The sequence below is a fragment of the Metapseudomonas phytobenefica genome (assembly GCF_043392685.1).
Lineage (GTDB): Bacteria > Pseudomonadota > Gammaproteobacteria > Pseudomonadales > Pseudomonadaceae > Metapseudomonas.
Map to the genome: position 1 here is coordinate 249,263 of NZ_JBHZGM010000003.1, position 14,922 is coordinate 264,184.

Below are 14,922 nucleotides of genomic sequence, written 5' to 3' on the forward strand. Positions count from 1 at the left end.
GGCGTTTGCTTCTTGTGGGGGCGATTTCAATCGCCAAGCGAACCGCAGGTTCGCCCTGCAGATCGCCAGGGGGCAGCTGTGCTGCCCATCGCGAATGAATTCGCCCCCACAGAAGAGCAATCCGGCGCCAATCACCACGGAACAGAGAGGCCCGACATGGTCAGTTTCAACCGCAATATCAGCCTGGACCTGCCGCATATCCGCCTGCAGGGGCTGGGCAAGGTCTATCAGGGCAGCAAGGGGCTGGTGCAGGCACTGCAGGGCATCGACCTGGAAATCCGCCGGGGAGAGGTGTTCGGCATCATCGGCCGCAGCGGCGCGGGCAAGTCCTCGCTGATCCGCACCCTCAACCGCCTGGAAAAGCCCAGCAGCGGGCAGGTGGTGATCGACCAGGAAGACATCGGCCAGTTCGACGAGAAGCAGCTGGTACTGCTGCGCCGCCGCGTGGGCATGATCTTCCAGCACTTCAACCTGATGTCCGCCAAGACCGTCTGGCAGAACGTCGCGCTGCCGTTGAAGGTAGCTGGCGTGCCCAGGGTTGAGATCGAGCGCAAGGTCAGTGAACTGCTGCAGTTGGTGGGGCTGGCGGACAAGCGCGATGCCTACCCGGCGCAGCTTTCGGGCGGGCAGAAGCAGCGCGTCGGCATCGCCCGGGCGCTGGTGCATCAGCCGGAAATCCTGCTTTGCGACGAGGCCACCTCGGCGCTGGACCCGGAAAGCACCCAGCAGATTCTTGCGCTGCTACGCGATATCAACAAACGCCTGGGGCTGACCATCGTGCTGATCACCCATGAGATGGCGGTGATCCGCGAAATCTGCGACCGCGTGGTGGTGCTCGAGCGTGGCCGGGTGGTGGAGCACGGCGAAGTCTGGCGCGTGTTCGGCGACCCGCAGCACGAGGTTACCCGCACCCTGCTGGGTACCCTGCGTCACGACCTGCCGGACGACCTGCTGGCGCGGCTGCTCAGCCAGCCCGGCGAAGGTGCCAGCGAACTGCTGCTGGACCTGCATTTCACCGGCGCCAGCGGCCGCGAGCCGGACCTGCTGGCGATCGCCCAGGCCCTGGGCACGCGGGTGAGCCTGGTGCATGGCGGCATCGACCGCATTCAGGGGCGTGCCCAGGGGCATCTGCTGCTCAGCGCGACGCTTGCGGGACAGGGGGGGCTGGACCTGCTGGAACGGGCGCGGCCCCTGGCGGACAAGGCGGAGGTGCTCGGCTATGTCGCCCATGCTTGACCGGTTGCTGCAGGGCATTCTCGACACCTTGCTGATGGTCGGGGCCTCGTCGCTGATCGTGTTTCTGGTGGGCATTCCACTGGCGCTGGTGCTGGTCACCACCGGTCCCGGCGGCATTTTCGAGGCACGCATGCTGAACCGCGCGCTGGGCAGCGTGGTGAACGTGCTGCGCTCGATTCCCTTCCTGATCCTGATGGTGGCGCTGATTCCCTTTACCCGGTTGATCGTCGGCACCAGTTACGGCGTCTGGGCGGCGGTGGTGCCGCTGACCATCGCCGCCATGCCGTTCTTCGCGCGTATCGCCGAAGTCAGCCTGCGGGAGGTGGATTTCGGCCTGGTGGAAGCGGCCCAGGCCATGGGCTGCCAGCGGCGCCACATCATCTGGAGCGTGCTGCTGCCGGAGGCGCGGCCGGGCATAGTCGGGGGCTTCACCATCACCCTGGTGACCATGATCAACTCATCCGCCATGGCTGGCGCCATCGGTGCGGGCGGGCTGGGCGACCTGGCCTACCGCTACGGCTACCAGCGCTTCGATACGCAGATCATGCTGACCGTGATCATCCTGCTGGTGGTGCTGGTCACCCTGATCCAGTTCGGCGGCGACCGCCTGGCGCGGTTGCTGAGCAAGCGGGCGTAGGCCGGGCATATCCGAAAACCCGATGCCTTTGTAGGTTGGCGTAGAGCGAAGCGAAACCCAACAGTGCGAGGTTGAGTTTCTGCGTTGGGCCTCGCTGCGCTCGGACAAACCTAAGAGGGGAATGAAGGATTCAATCCATCACGTCTTCCAGCACCTCGTAGATGATCCCGGTGGCCACTGCCACCAGGATCAGGTCGGTGCCGGCGCGTACCCAGTCATAGCCTTCGTAATGGGGCAGACGGCTGACGAGGCGGCCGTCGAGCTTCTTGGCGATCCCCGGCGGCAGCGGCTTGCCGCGTGCCAGGTTCTTCTGGATGCCCGGCGGCAGGGCCTGGGCCGGCCCCCAGTAGTCGCGATTGTCGTCGAGGATGATGCGGATGCCGCCGATATCCACCCGCGGGCCGTCGGACCAGTTGCTGCCTTGATGGCTGGAGTGGCCCTTGTCATGCCCCTTGCCCTTGCCGGCGTCCGCCAGCAGGGCGGGTGAACCGGTAATCAGGGCGATGCTGGCGAGGGCAGCGATCAGGGTGCGGGTCGTAGTCATGTCCTTGGCCTCCATGGGGGCTTTCCCTTTTCTGATGGACTGCGAAAGCAGGGGCGAGTGCCGCCACTATTGCAGAAAATTCCCGGGCTCGATGCGTGCGGATTCGTGATGGCGTTCATGCTTTGCCAATCGGGCATCGACCGAGCTCTCCACTCGTCTTTCGGCGGCGAACCTGTGTACGGGAAAGCGGTCTCACGGCTAACCCTGAAACAACGCCCGTGGAGGCTCCAAATTGATCAAGAAGAAAACCCTGTTGGCCGCAGCTACCTGTGCGATGGTCCTGGCGGCGGGTACCGTCCTGCCCGGCGGTGCATCCCTGGTGGACTCCGCCTACGCCCGAGGCAACGGGGGCGGAAATGGCGGTGGTAACGGTGGTGGCCATGGCGGCGGCCATGGTGGCGGTTTTGGCGGTGGTGTCGGCGGCGGTCATGCCGGCAGCCACGATGGCAAGGGCCATGGCTATGGCAAGAGCGCCGACCATGCCGGCAAGGCCACCCGCAATGGCGAAGACAAGGGCAACCGCTACGGCAGTCTGCGCAATGACGACAAGGGCCACGGCGTGGCGACGTCCGCCGTCGCCCGCGACCGGGACAGCCGCGGCCTGGCCAATGCTCGTGCCGTCTCGGACACGACGCCCGGCGATCACAACGCCGACGGCCTGGGCAAGGCGGGCGTTTCTTCGAGCAAGAACGACGGCAAGAGCCACCGCTAGAAATGAAAGGGGCAACCGGTTGGCTGCCCCTTTTTCATCTCAGCGTGCCGCCAGCAACACGCCCCGGCATTCGCCGAAGCCGATGCTCGGATAGCCATTCCGTTGGCAACGGGCGCGCAGGATCACTTCGTCGCCGTCTTCGAGGAAGGTGCGCTGCTCGCCGCTGGGCAGGGTGATCGGTTGCTTGCCGCCGAAGGTGCTCTCCAGCAGGCTGCCGAACGCCTGCGGTTCCGGGCCGGACAGGGTGCCGGAGCCGAACAGGTCGCCGGCTTGCAGCTTGCAACCGCCGATGCTGTGGTGGGCAACCATCTGCGCCACGGTCCAGTACATGTTCAGGGTGTTGCTCAGCGCCAGGCGATGGGGCGCCAGGTCCTGCTCGCGCATGGCGGGGGTGAGGATCAGCACTTCCAGTTCGATGTCGAAGGCGCCATTGGCCTGGTCGGCTTCGTCCAGCAGGTAGGGCAGGGGCTGCGGGTCGCCTTCCGGACGCGCCGGTTGGGCGGTGCGGAAGGGTTCCAGGGCCTCGGCGGTGATCACCCAGGGAGAAACCGTGGTGCCGAAGTTCTTCGCCAGGAACGGGCCGAGGGGCTGGTATTCCCAGGCCTGCACGTCGCGGGCGGACCAGTCGTTGAGCAGGCAGAAACCGGCGATGTGCTGCTGGGCATCGGCGATGGCGATGGATTCGCCCATCTCGTTGCCCTGGCCGATCCAGATGCCCAGTTCCAGTTCGTAGTCCAGGCGCTTGCTCGGGCCGAAGTTCGGCACCTCGTTGCCCGGCGGCATGGTCTGGCCCAGCGGGCGGCGCACCGGGGTGCCGGAGACGCAGACGGTGGACGCACGGCCGTGGTAGCCGATGGGCACGTACTTGTAGTTGGGCAGCAGCGGGTTGTCCGGGCGGAACAGGCGACCGACGTTGTTGGCGTGGTGGATGCCCACATAGAAGTCGGTGTAGTCGCCCACCTTTGCCGGCAGATGCAGCTGGCAGGTGGACGCGGCCGGCAGCAGGGCCTGGCCCATGGCTTCCAGACGCGCCTGGGCGCTGCTGCCTTCGGCCAGCAGCTCCTGCAGCTGCGCGCGCAGGGCGCGGCGGGCAGAGGCGCCGAGGGCGAAGAAGGCGTTGAGGCTGTCGCCGCAGGCGGAGCGTGCCGCTTCGGCGGCTTCACCGCTGAACAGGCCGGCGTCGCTGGCCACCTTCAGGTCGAAGATAGCGTCGCCGATGGCCACGCCGCCGCGCGGCGAAGCACCCGCCGGGCTGAAGATGCCCAGCGGCAGGTTCTGCAGGGGGAAATCCGGGTGGCCGTTGGCGGAGGCGATCCAGCTACGGCGGTTGTCTATTTGGGTCATGTCAGATCCTGCCCTTGTCGAAGGTCTTGGCCATGCCGGCCCAGCATGCATCGTAGTCGCTTTGCAGCTGCGGGCATTCCAGCGAGTACTGGCTGGGGCGCAGCACGCGGCTGGTCTCGAACATGAAGGCCATGGTGTTGTCGATCTTGTGCGGTTTCAGATCGGCGGCGATGGCGGCGGTGGTGGTGGCGTTGTCCGGGCCGTGGGCGCTCATGCAATTGTGCAGCGAGGCGCCGCCCGGGGCGAAGCCTTCTGCCTTGGCGTCGTAGGCGCCCTGGATCAGGCCCATGAATTCGTTCATCAGGTTGCGGTGGAACCACGGCGGACGGAAGGTGCTCTCGGCCACCATCCAGCGCGGCGGGAAGATCACGAAGTCGACGTTGGCCTGGCCGTGCGTGTCGCTGGGCGAGGTGAGCACGGTGAAGATCGACGGGTCCGGGTGGTCGTAGCTCACCGTGCCGATGGTGTTGAAGCGGCGCAGGTCGTACTTGTAGGGCACGTTGTTGCCGTGCCAGGCGACCACGTCCAGCGGCGAGTGGTCGAGGGTGGTGGCCCAGAGTTCGCCGAGGAACTTCTGCACCAGCTCCACCTTTTCATCGAGGTCTTCGTAGTGGGCGACCGGGGCGAGGAAGTCCCGCGGGTTGGCCAGGCCGTTGCTGCCGATGGGGCCGAGGTCCGGCAGGCGCAGCGCGGCGCCGTGGTTCTCGCAGATATAGCCACGGGCGCTGGCGTCCAGCAGCTCGACACGGAACTTCATGCCCCGCGGGATCACGGCGATTTCCAGGGGCTCCATATCCAGCAGGCCCAGTTCGGTGGCGATGCGCAGGCGTCCCTGCTCGGGAACGATCAACAGTTCGCCGTCGGCATTGAAGAACACCCGCTGCATCGAGGCGTTGGCGCGGTACAGGTGCACGCTGACGCCGGAGGCCTGTTCGGCATCGCTGGTGGCGGCGATGGTCAGCAGGCCGTCGATGAAGTCGGTGCGTTCGGCGGGGATGTCCTGCGGGTTCCAGCGCAGGCGGTTGGGCGTCACCGGACCCAGGCGGTTGCCGGCGATCTGGCGCTCCAGGCGCTGGTACCGCGGATGGTTGGCCGACGGCTTGATGCGGTACATCCAGGTCCGCCGGGCCTCGCTGCGCGGCACGGTGAAGGCGGTTCCGGAAAGCAACTCGGTGTACAGGCCGTAGGGCACTTTCTGCGGGGAGTTCTGGCCGACGGGCAGGGCACCGGGCAGCGCCTCGCTGCTGAATTCGTTGTTGAAACCGGACTGATAGGTGAGCGGAGCGGGGGAGACCATGTTGACCTCGCTGTTTTTGTAATTTGATTACGCATAACGTAATTTGAAAGGAAAAAGGGGTCAAGCTATAACAGCGCCCTCCACACCGACCAAGGCCATGACATGACGAGCGAGAACGACAGCGCGGGCGCACCGCGGCGGCAGAAGGTGCAGGCCGCTGAGGTGGGCACTGACATCCTCAAGGGGTTGGCGGAGCTGGCGCCGGCCACCTCGCTGTCGAAGCTGGCCGAGCACGTCGGCATGCCGGCGAGCAAGGTGCACCGCTATCTGCAGGCGCTGATCGCCAGCGGCTTCGCCGAGCAGGACGCCACCACCAATCACTATGGTCTCGGCCGCGAGGCGCTGCTGGTCGGCTTGGCGGCCATTGGCCGGCTGGACGTGGTGAAGGTGTCCATGCCGCACCTGGTGGAGTTGCGTGACACGCTGAACGAAACCTGCTTCCTCGCTGTATGGGGCAACAAGGGGCCGACTGTGGTTCACGTCGAACAGGCCCTGCGCGCGGTGACCCTGGTGACCCAGGTGGGCTCGGTGCTGCCGCTGCTGGGATCGTCCACCGGCCTTGTATTCAACACCTACCTGCCCGAGGCCGAAACCGCTTTCCTGCGGGACGAGGAAATGGCCCAGCCCGGGGCGCCCGCTGTTGCCGAGTTGCAGGAACAGATGGCGCAGATCCGTGCCACCGGGCTGCACCCGGTGCATGGCCTGTTGATGCCGGGGGTGAATGCGCTGTCGGCGCCGCTGTTCGCCACCGGCAGCAAGCTCGCCGGGGTGATCACGGTGGTGGGGGCGGCCAGCGTGTTCAGTGCCGATACCGAAGGCTCCGCCGCCGAGCGCCTGCACCGTGCGGCCGAAGCCATCAGCCTGCGAATGGGGGGGCGGCAGCCGGCCTGAGCGGTTCGCTGCCGGTAGTCGAGCGTTATTCCTCGATGGCGAGCAACGCGCTGCACTCCCGCGGGTCGCCGGATTCGATGCCGACGTTCAGCGAGCGCAGGCGTGTCTCCGGATCGGGCAGTTCCCGAGGGTCGGCCATGGGCGGCAGACCCGCGGCGGCACGCGCGGCGTCGCGTTCGCGCACGGCCTTGAGCGCCTCGTCCAGCTGCTCGGGGTCCAGCCAGGCGTACTTGCGCCGCGCATAGCTGATCCAGCTGCCCACCAGGCAATCGGCCACCAGCTCCTGGTTGAGCCGCAGGCTTGCGCGGCTTCGGCTCGGGTCCAGCTCGGCATCGAGATTCCTGAACCCACCCACCACGCCCACCAGCTTCTGGATATGGTGCGCGGCGGCGTGGGCGACCACGTAGCTACGCGCGAGATCGCCCACATGCGGAACGTTCTCCTGCAGGTCGTCCAGGTAGGTCATGTCGAGATAGAGCTGCGAGGTGCCGGAGCAATACAGGGGCCCGCTGAAGGTGCCCTTGAGCTTGCAGGGCGACTCCAGCCGGTCCCGGAAGCTCACCACCTTGGGTTTTTTGTAGGTGTAGTCGGCGCGGGCGAGGAACTCGCCCCAGATGTCCTCGATGCTGTCGAGCAGCAGGGCGGTCAGGGCCTGGGAGTCGGCCGGCGCCTGCTGCATGGCGGCGGGGGGCGGCGCGGCGACCGGCTTCGCCACCGCGGCCGGCTCCTCGATCACCTCTTCGGGAAACGCCGGTGGTGGGGGTTTCAACCGATCGATCATGCGCGCGGGGCCGAAGGCCAGGTAGATCGCCACTCCCGCCAGCGCGACGATGATCAGCAACCAGGACAGCCAGCGCAGCAGTCGGAGCAGCAATCCCTTGCGGGGCTTCGGGGTGGCGGCGTTCTCGGGCATCTCGATGGGCTCCGGGGCGTGTCGAGATTCAGTGTTGTCGCTTCCGTACAACCGCGCCAAGTTTTCATCTGGCTCGCGCGTGAAACATCTGTCACATGAGGGCAATTACAGGAAAAGCGAACCTCTCCCGGCGGGCCTCCAATACCTTGTGGGGGCGAATTCATTCGCTATGGGCAACGCAGTTGCCCCCTGCGATCCCATTGGGCAGTCCTTCGGTCTGCTTGGCGATTGAAATCGCCCCCACAGGAAAAGCGCGCCGCCCTTGCACATATTCCACGGCAGGACCCCATACCTTGTGGGGGCGAATTCATTCGCTATGGGCAACACCGTTGCCCCCTGCGATCCCATTGGGCAGTCCTTCGGACTGCTTGGCGATTGAAATCGCCCCCACAGGAAAAGCGCGCCGCCCTTGCACATATTCCACGGCAGGGCCCCATACCTTGTGGGGGCGAATTCATTCGCTATGGGCAACGCAGTTGCCCCAGCCATCCCGCAGGGTGAGCGATTGAGTTCGTCTCTGCAGGATCAGGTCCAAGGGGGCGCTCAGTACTTGATATCCCGCGCTCTTTCGCGCCCTTGCTGCTTGGTGTGCCGTTTGTCCTGGCGGCACTGGGCGTTGTACTGCATGTCGGCAGCGCGGCAGTCCTGTTTGATCTGGCGGGCGTCCTGGCGCGTTTCCTGGCGGACTTCCCGCGCAGCGCGGCGTTGTTGGGCCTGTTCCGTGGCCCAGGATGCGCCTGCCGAAACCAGCAGGAACATCGCAGCCAGGACAACAGGAAGGCGGGGAGTTCCCATGGCATTGCCTCCCTCGGAGAGATAGCGTGCTAGTTCAGTACAGCCGAATTTGCCTGTCGCTGCTGTGATTCCGCGGAGCGGTAGACCCGGCGTCATCCCGGAGCCAGCCGGGGCAGCTTGAGGTCGGCGCAGGTCCCGCCGCCTTCGCGGTTGTACAGGGTGATGCTGCCGCCCAGGCGGGTGGCGATCATCTGCACGATGGCCAGGCCAAGGCCGGCGCCCTGGGGGTTGTCCTGGCTGTAGAAGCGCTCGAACAGGCGTTCCAGCCGGGTTTCTTCGATACCTGGGCCCTGGTCTTCCACCCGCAGCAGGAGAAAGTCCCGGCCGTCCGGCAGCAGGCTGACCTTCACCTCGCCGCCGGGCGGGGAGAAGTTGGTGGCGTTGGTCACCAGATTCTGCAGGGCGATGCCGATGGCGGCGGCGTCGCTGGTGGTGTGGAAGTCGCCGCCGGCCACTTCCAGGGCCAGTTCCAGGCCCTTGTCCAGCAGCAGCGGCGTCAGCTCGGCCAGGTGCTCGCGGACCAGGTGTTCCAGGTCCAGGCGCTGCCATTTCTGCCGCGCCAGTTCCGGTTCCACCCGCGCCATGGTGAGCAACTGGTGGACCACCCGGGTCAGGCGGTCGACGCCCTGGGTCAGGAAGCGCAGGGCCTCGGCGCGCTGCTCGTCGCTGGTGGCTTCGAGCGCGTTCTGCGCGTGCAGGCGCAGCACCGCCAGCGGCGTGCGCATCTCGTGGGCGGCGTCGCCGATGAAGCGCCGTTCGCGCTGCAGCATCTGTTCGATCTGCGCCAGCAGGCGGTTGATCGCCGCCTGCATGGGTTCCAGCTCCCTGGGTAGCGGCACGATCTGCAACGGTGCCAGGGATTCGGCGTGGCGGCTGCGGATCACCTGCGCCATGTTCTGCAAGGGCTTCAGGCCCCAGCCGATGGCCAGCCAGACCAGCGCTGCGAGCACGAGAATGCCCACCAGGTTGGGCCCCAGGGTATGGCGGACGATGCGCTGTACCAGGTCCTGGCGCACGTCGTCGCGTTCACCCACCCAGATCAGCAGGCCCCGTTCCGGGTCGGGCAGGACGAAGCCACGCCAGTGGTGGCCGGCCAGTTGGATGTAGTGAAAGCCGGTTTTCAGCGGCGCGTGGTCGAAAGGCGGTGCGCTGGGCGATTGCACCAGGCTTCGGCCGTCCTTGCTCCAGACGTGGAAGGCCAGCTTGCTCTCGTAGGGATGGCCGACCTTGCGCGGGGCGGCGCTGCCGAGGGCGTCGTTGAAGGAACGGTACAGCTCGTCCTGTTCGGGCTTGGCCAGGGGCATGCGCATCACGCCCATCAGCAGGCGCGCGTTCTGCGCCAGATGGGCGTCGTAGATTTCCTCGATCTCGTGGCGGCTGTCGCGGTAGTTGAAGTAGGCGATGAGCAGGGTGCCGAGCAGCAGCAGAACCATCACCAGCCACAGGGTGCGGCGGCGCAACGAGGTCATGGGCGTCCGTCCACCAGGTAGCCGATGCCGCGCACGGTGCGGATGAGGTCGCTGGAGAGCTTCTTGCGCAGGTTGTGGATATGCACTTCCAGGGTGTTGCTTTCGGCTTCCTCGTCCCAGCCGTAGAGCGTCTGCACCAGGCGCTCGCGGGTGATGACCTTGCCCGGTTGCGAGAGCAGTTCGTGGAGCAGCTGGTACTCCTTGGGCGTCAGGGCGACCGGGCTGCCCTGGTAGCTGACCTGCTGGCTGGCGGGGTCGAGCACCACGCCGCCGTGTTCGATCAGCACTTGTGGCCGGCCGGCGCTGCGGCGCAGCAGGGCGCGCAGTCGGGCCTTGAGTTCATTGAGGTCGAAGGGTTTGACCAGGTAGTCGTCCGCCCCTGCGTCCAGCCCGAGGATGCGGTCATCGAGGGCGTCGCGGGCGGTGAGCACCAGCACCGGCAGGATGGAGCCGCCGGCGCGCAATTGCTGCAGGACCTGCAGGCCGTCCAGGCGCGGCAGGCCCAGGTCGAGGATCGCCAGGTCGAACTCTTCGGTCTGCAGGGCATGCAGGGCGCTGGCGCCGTCGGTCAGCCAGTCGATTGTGTAGCCGTCCCGGCGCAGGCCGGCGCGCACGCCGGAGCCGAGGGCGTTGTCGTCTTCGACGAGAAGCAGTCTCATGAATGTCCGTCAGGGGTTGCCGATTTCCTGCAGTAAAGCATCGATCTCGCGCCGGCGGCCCTGGTCGGCCAGCTCGCGACCGGGGCGTGGGGCGGCGGCCCTGGCCTTCTGCAGCGCTTCGCGTGCCTGCTGCGGGTGGCCCTGGCGGTAGAGGTGGTCGCCCCAGAAGTACAGGCTGTCGATGCCCGCCGGATTGATCTCCAGGGCCTTGCGCAGCAACTGGTCGGCCTTGTCTTCGTCGCCGAAGCTGACCGGCCAGCCGGGCACCCGGTCATACAGCGCGCCGAGGCTGGTGTAGGCCGAGCCCTGCAAGGCGGTCGGGTCGAGCTGGATGGCGCGCTCCAGGGCGTCTCGGGCGTCCTTGACCTTGCCCAGCGCGCCCAGGCCGCCTTCGGCGCCAGCCCAGCTGCTGGTGACGATGCCGTGCCAGATCCAGGCTTCGGCGGAGTTCGGGGCGCTGCGGGTGAACGCGCTGCTCTGGGCGGCGAGCTTCTCGAATTCGTCGGCGCGCTGCTGTTCCATTACCTGGTACTGGATTTCCGCCCAGCGCTGCTGGATCGCCGCCAGGCGCTGATTGCCGGCGTCGTCCAGGGCCCAGGCGGGGATGCTGAGAACCAGGAACAGGCCGAGGGTGCCAATGAGCTTGTTCATCATGGATGCTCCTTGCCGTGGTGGGCACCGCTGAAGCGGCGGATGATCGGCAGTTGTCTGGACAGCGCCCGGTCCACCACGCCGGGCAGCATGCCGTTGAGGCGGACGAAGAACTTCTCCGGCCAACCCAGGTAGAGCTCGCTGAGGTCTTTCTCGATGGCCGCGATCACCGCCCGGGCCACCTGATCCGGCTCGTCCACGCCGACCTTGAGTTCGGCATTCAGCGCCATCGCGGCCTGGCTGTTCATGCCGGTGCGGGTGGCGCGGGGGGCGACGTAGAGGACATTCACCGGGGTGTCTGCCAGCTCCCGGCGCAAGGCCTCGGAAAAGCCGCGCAGGGCGAACTTGCTGGCGCAATAGACGGCGTAGCCGGGATAGCCGATGGAGCCGTAGATGGAGCCGACGTTGACCACCAGGGCGTGGTTCTGCTGGCGCAGCAGCGGCAGCAGGGCACGGGTCAGCTGCACGGTGGCGGTGACGTTGAGGGCGAGCATGCCCTCGATCTGCTCGTCGTCCACCTGCTCCAGCATGGCGAAGCAGTTGACCCCGGCGGCGTTCACCAGCACATCGATACCGCTCATGCCGCGTGCGACTTCCAGCACACGCTGGCGTCCCTGCGCCTGGCGCAGGTCGGCGCCGGTCCAGACCAGTTGCTGCCGATAGCGTGCCAGCAGGGGCGCCAGGGCTTCCGGCTGCCGGCTCACCGCCAGCACCCGGGCACCGCGGGCACAGAGCTGTTCGGCCAGGGCCAGGCCGATGCCACCGCTGGCGCCGGTGAGCAATACGCGGCAATCAGCGAGACGCATGGGACACCTCGCCGGCGCGAGGCAGGCCGCGGAACATGTCGGCGTAGAGCTGGTAGACCACCTTGGCGGCATGGATCACCGCCTGCTGGTCGCCTTCGTCGTCCAGGCGGTCCATCAGAGCGCGGTAGGTGGCCATGTGGTCCTGGTCGAGTTCGCCGTGGGAGGACAGGTAGCTGAAGGCGTCCGCCGGCAGGCCGAGGCTTTCACGGATGCTGCCGGCGGCCTGGGTGGCCAGGGCGATGCTGGTGCCTTCCAGCACGTTGACCATGCCGAAAAGGCCCACCGGATTGCTGCGGGCGATCTGGTCGTAGAGGAAGGCCACCATCAGCTCGATGGGCAGCGAGGGGCGGCTGTTGCTGACGGCTTCGGGGTCACCGCCGCAGGCGGCGATGTCGTTCAGGATCCAGCGCTCGTGGCCGTATTCTTCGTCGATGTATTCGCACACCGCGCCGCGCAGCCATTCCAGCCGCGAGGGCAGGCGTGCGCCACAGGCCATCATCAGCGGCACGGTGTGGCGGACGTGGTGGTAGGCCTGGCCGAGGAAGGCGCGGTAGCCCTCCAGGCTGACCTGTCCGGCCAGCGCCTCGCGTATCACCGGGACGCTGAACAGCGCCTCGCGTTCGCGGGTGGTGGCGGCTTGCAACTGGTCGAAGAAACTCATGATCTTGCCTCGTTCTGGAGTTCGAACAGGGTGTCGCGGTAGCGCGCGAGGATGGCCTCGCGGCGCAGGCGACCATTGCTGGTGAGTAGCCCGTCGGCGGCGTTGAAAGGGGTTTCCAGGCGCTGCCAGGCCCTGACCCGTGCGTAGTCGGGCAGCGCGGCATTGGCGCAGGCCACGGCGTCGGCGAGGGCCTGCCCATCGCAGTTCGGGTCCAGCGGCCAGAGCAGGGCGAGGTTGCCGGGCAGGCCCTCGCCATGGACGAAGGCCTGGGCGATCACGCCGCGCTGGGTCAGCTCGGCCTCCACCCAGTCCGGGTTCACGTTGCGGCCGAAGCTGGTGATGAACTGGTGCTTCTTGCGGCCCTTGAGGTGCAGGTAGCCGTCGGCGTCGAACTCGCCCAGGTCACCCGTGGGCCACCAGTCGCCAGCAAAGGGCGCTTCGCCCAGGTAGCCGAGCAGGGTGGAACCGCTGACCAGTACTTCGCCGTCGTCCGCCAGCCGCACCTGGACATGGGGCAGGGGCTGGCCGACGCTGCCCGGGCGAACGGCGCCGGGATGGTTCAGGCAGACCACCGAGGCGCATTCGGAGAGCCCGTAGCCTTCGAATACCGGCAGCCCGACCCGCGCGGCACGGGCCAGCAGGTCCGACGATACACGCGCCCCGCCCACGGCGACGAAGCGGAATTGCGCGGCGTCCAGGTGGCCGCGCTCGATGGCGGTGACCAGACCCAGCAACAGCTGCGGCACGAGGATCAGGCTCTGGGCACTGCTGAGGACGACGCTGGCCAGCAGTTTTGGCCAGTCCACGCCGCTTGCGCCCTGGATGCCCATCTGTCGCTGCGGCAGCAGGGTGACGCAGGCACCGGCCAGCAACGCCGCGTAGATGCCAAGGTTCTCCAGCAGCACCGCCATCGGCAGCACAGCCAGGTAGTGAGCCGGTGCGCAGGGGCGACTGGCGACTTCCAGCTCATGGGCGACCCGCAGCAAGGCATCGGCGCCCAGGCAGACGCCCTTGGGCTGGCCGGTGGTGCCCGAGGTGTAGGTGACCTTGAGGGTGCCGGCGGGCAGGGTTGGCTGGTCCTGTCCGGGCTTTCGCCAGAAGGTGCCGTCAGACTGGAAGCCGGCGCCTTCCAGCTCGTTGGCGAAGCCGGCGTCCAGCACCGCGAGGCGGACCTGGCATTGTTCCAGGCAGTGGGCACGTTGCGCGGGGCTGAAGAAGGGCGGCAGGATCAGGCAGGGGCGCCCGCTGAATAGCGCTGCCAGGTCCCAGATCAGCGCCTCCGGGCCATTGTCCAGGCCGAGGGCGAGTACACCCTCGGGTTCGGCGCGCAGCAGGCCTTCCCGCCGTTCCACCTCGGCCAGCAACTGGGCATAGGTGTAGCGCCGGGTATCACCGCGCAGGGCCAGGGGTTGCGGCAGGTGGCTGGCGTGCTGGCGCAGGATTTCGCGAAAGGCTTCAGGCTGCATGGTGGGCCGCCTCGTCGGCTTCAGGGAAACCCAGGTGCGCAAAGACACCGTTGCGTTGCAGCTGCTCGTAGCCGAAGTGGATGTTGCCGGTGAACACCTGGGGCTTCTGCTCGTAGTAGGAGCCCCATTGCTCTTGGTCGCGGCCCAGGCGATTGGGGTTGGCCTCGCCGAGATGCAGGGGGGCCAGACCCAGCCGGTGGAAGCTGTTGATCAGCGCCGGAGCGCCGGTAAATACCACCCACTCCAGGCCACGCTGGTGCAGCAGCCAGGTGACGGCAACGATGATCAGGCGCGCATTGCCGGCGCTTATCGACGCCAGGTTGCCCACTTCCACGACCTGTCGGCGCTCCACCGGGACACCGGTCAGGCTGGCGATCCGGGATTCGACCGGCGCTTCCAGGTACTGCTCGAGGAACAGCTCCTCCTGCTCGGCGAGGCGGATGCCGGCCACGGCGCTGAGGGCCCCGTGGAAGTTGCGCATGCCCAGCAGCTCGGGCATGTACTGGTGGATATCGGCACCGTGGACGCTGAGAAAGCGGCGATGGACGAAGTCCTCGACCTGACCCCGTCCGGCGTCTCCGGCCAACAGCAGGGAAAGGTAGTGTTGCTGCGACTGGTGACCGAAACGGAATGGGAACAAGGCGTTCCACTCGGCGCTGTTCATGGTGCCCCCGGGCGTTTGGCTTATGCAGAGGCAGTATCCGCGCGAAGTCTTAAGGGACCCTGAAGATCGTTGCCGCGGGTGATCGAGCCACGGGGTGTCTTGACCCAGGACACGGCAAGTCATGGGGTCAAAGGCTAGATTTGCTACCCATGATTCCATTCGGAGCGCAGGGGGCAA

At 66.9% G+C, this 14,922-nt stretch carries 16 protein-coding genes; 4 read left to right on the forward strand and 12 right to left on the reverse strand.

The window, feature by feature from the left end:
* Positions 1-156: 156 nt before the first annotated feature.
* Positions 157-1,236, forward strand: a complete 1,080-nt coding sequence (locus ACFW0B_RS04480; RefSeq protein ID WP_449146749.1) for a methionine ABC transporter ATP-binding protein — start codon at positions 157-159, stop codon at positions 1,234-1,236.
* Complete coding sequence (locus ACFW0B_RS04485) at positions 1,220-1,873, forward strand: methionine ABC transporter permease (protein WP_449146750.1); 654 nt, start codon at positions 1,220-1,222, stop codon at positions 1,871-1,873. The genes ACFW0B_RS04480 and ACFW0B_RS04485 overlap by 17 nt, the downstream gene beginning before the upstream one ends.
* A gap of 130 nt (positions 1,874-2,003) precedes the next feature.
* On the opposite strand, the gene ACFW0B_RS04490 is transcribed toward ACFW0B_RS04485, so the two are convergent.
* Positions 2,004-2,417, reverse strand: coding sequence for an anti-virulence regulator CigR family protein (locus tag ACFW0B_RS04490; RefSeq protein ID WP_449146751.1), 414 nt, complete (start codon positions 2,415-2,417; stop codon positions 2,004-2,006).
* 232 nt (positions 2,418-2,649) lie between these two features.
* Between ACFW0B_RS04490 and ACFW0B_RS04495 the strand changes: the two genes are divergently transcribed.
* Entirely contained in the window at positions 2,650-3,129 is a 480-nt protein-coding gene (locus ACFW0B_RS04495; protein ID WP_449146752.1) for a hypothetical protein, read from the forward strand.
* A 39-nt stretch (positions 3,130-3,168) separates the two neighbouring features.
* Here ACFW0B_RS04495 and fahA read toward each other — a convergent pair whose 3' ends face one another.
* Both fahA and hmgA read right to left on the reverse strand, forming a co-directional pair.
* Entirely contained in the window at positions 3,169-4,473 is a 1,305-nt protein-coding gene (fahA, locus tag ACFW0B_RS04500) for a fumarylacetoacetase (RefSeq protein ID WP_449146753.1), read from the reverse strand.
* Position 4,474: 1 nt separating this feature from the next.
* The gene (hmgA, locus tag ACFW0B_RS04505) at positions 4,475-5,770 is read right to left on the reverse strand and encodes a homogentisate 1,2-dioxygenase (protein ID WP_449146754.1); all 1,296 of its coding nucleotides are present in this window, start codon (positions 5,768-5,770) and stop codon (positions 4,475-4,477) included.
* 102 nt (positions 5,771-5,872) lie between these two features.
* On the opposite strand from hmgA, the gene ACFW0B_RS04510 reads away from it, so the two are divergent.
* Positions 5,873-6,661: an IclR family transcriptional regulator gene (locus ACFW0B_RS04510; RefSeq protein WP_449146755.1), complete on the forward strand. Its 789-nt coding sequence runs from the start codon at positions 5,873-5,875 to the stop codon at positions 6,659-6,661.
* Between the two features lie 25 nt (positions 6,662-6,686).
* Here the strand turns inward: ACFW0B_RS04510 and ACFW0B_RS04515 are convergent, their stop codons facing one another.
* From ACFW0B_RS04515 to ACFW0B_RS04555, 9 genes are all read right to left on the reverse strand, one after another.
* On the reverse strand, positions 6,687-7,574 hold the full coding sequence (locus ACFW0B_RS04515) for a neutral zinc metallopeptidase (RefSeq protein WP_449146756.1): 888 nt from the start codon (positions 7,572-7,574) through the stop codon (positions 6,687-6,689).
* Positions 7,575-8,117: 543 nt separating this feature from the next.
* Positions 8,118-8,369, reverse strand: a complete 252-nt coding sequence (locus ACFW0B_RS04520; protein ID WP_449146757.1) for a hypothetical protein — start codon at positions 8,367-8,369, stop codon at positions 8,118-8,120.
* A gap of 92 nt (positions 8,370-8,461) precedes the next feature.
* Positions 8,462-9,838 (reverse strand): ATP-binding protein, encoded by a 1,377-nt coding sequence (locus tag ACFW0B_RS04525; protein ID WP_449146758.1) that lies wholly within the window; start codon positions 9,836-9,838, stop codon positions 8,462-8,464.
* The gene (locus ACFW0B_RS04530) at positions 9,835-10,497 is read right to left on the reverse strand and encodes a response regulator (protein ID WP_449146759.1); all 663 of its coding nucleotides are present in this window, start codon (positions 10,495-10,497) and stop codon (positions 9,835-9,837) included. The genes ACFW0B_RS04525 and ACFW0B_RS04530 overlap by 4 nt, the downstream gene beginning before the upstream one ends.
* Before the next feature lie 9 nt (positions 10,498-10,506).
* On the reverse strand, positions 10,507-11,148 hold the full coding sequence (locus ACFW0B_RS04535; protein ID WP_449146799.1) for a tetratricopeptide repeat protein: 642 nt from the start codon (positions 11,146-11,148) through the stop codon (positions 10,507-10,509).
* A complete protein-coding gene (locus ACFW0B_RS04540) occupies positions 11,148-11,954 on the reverse strand; it encodes an SDR family oxidoreductase (protein WP_449146760.1) in 807 nt (268 codons plus the stop codon). Before ACFW0B_RS04540 ends, ACFW0B_RS04535 begins: the two co-directional genes overlap by 1 nt.
* On the reverse strand, positions 11,941-12,615 hold the full coding sequence (locus tag ACFW0B_RS04545) for a TenA family transcriptional regulator (RefSeq protein WP_449146761.1): 675 nt from the start codon (positions 12,613-12,615) through the stop codon (positions 11,941-11,943). The genes ACFW0B_RS04540 and ACFW0B_RS04545 overlap by 14 nt, the downstream gene beginning before the upstream one ends.
* Positions 12,612-14,081, reverse strand: coding sequence for an AMP-binding protein (locus tag ACFW0B_RS04550; protein ID WP_449146762.1), 1,470 nt, complete (start codon positions 14,079-14,081; stop codon positions 12,612-12,614). The genes ACFW0B_RS04545 and ACFW0B_RS04550 overlap by 4 nt, the downstream gene beginning before the upstream one ends.
* Entirely contained in the window at positions 14,071-14,745 is a 675-nt protein-coding gene (locus ACFW0B_RS04555) for a thermostable hemolysin (protein WP_449146763.1), read from the reverse strand. Before ACFW0B_RS04555 ends, ACFW0B_RS04550 begins: the two co-directional genes overlap by 11 nt.
* Positions 14,746-14,922 lie beyond the last annotated feature (177 nt).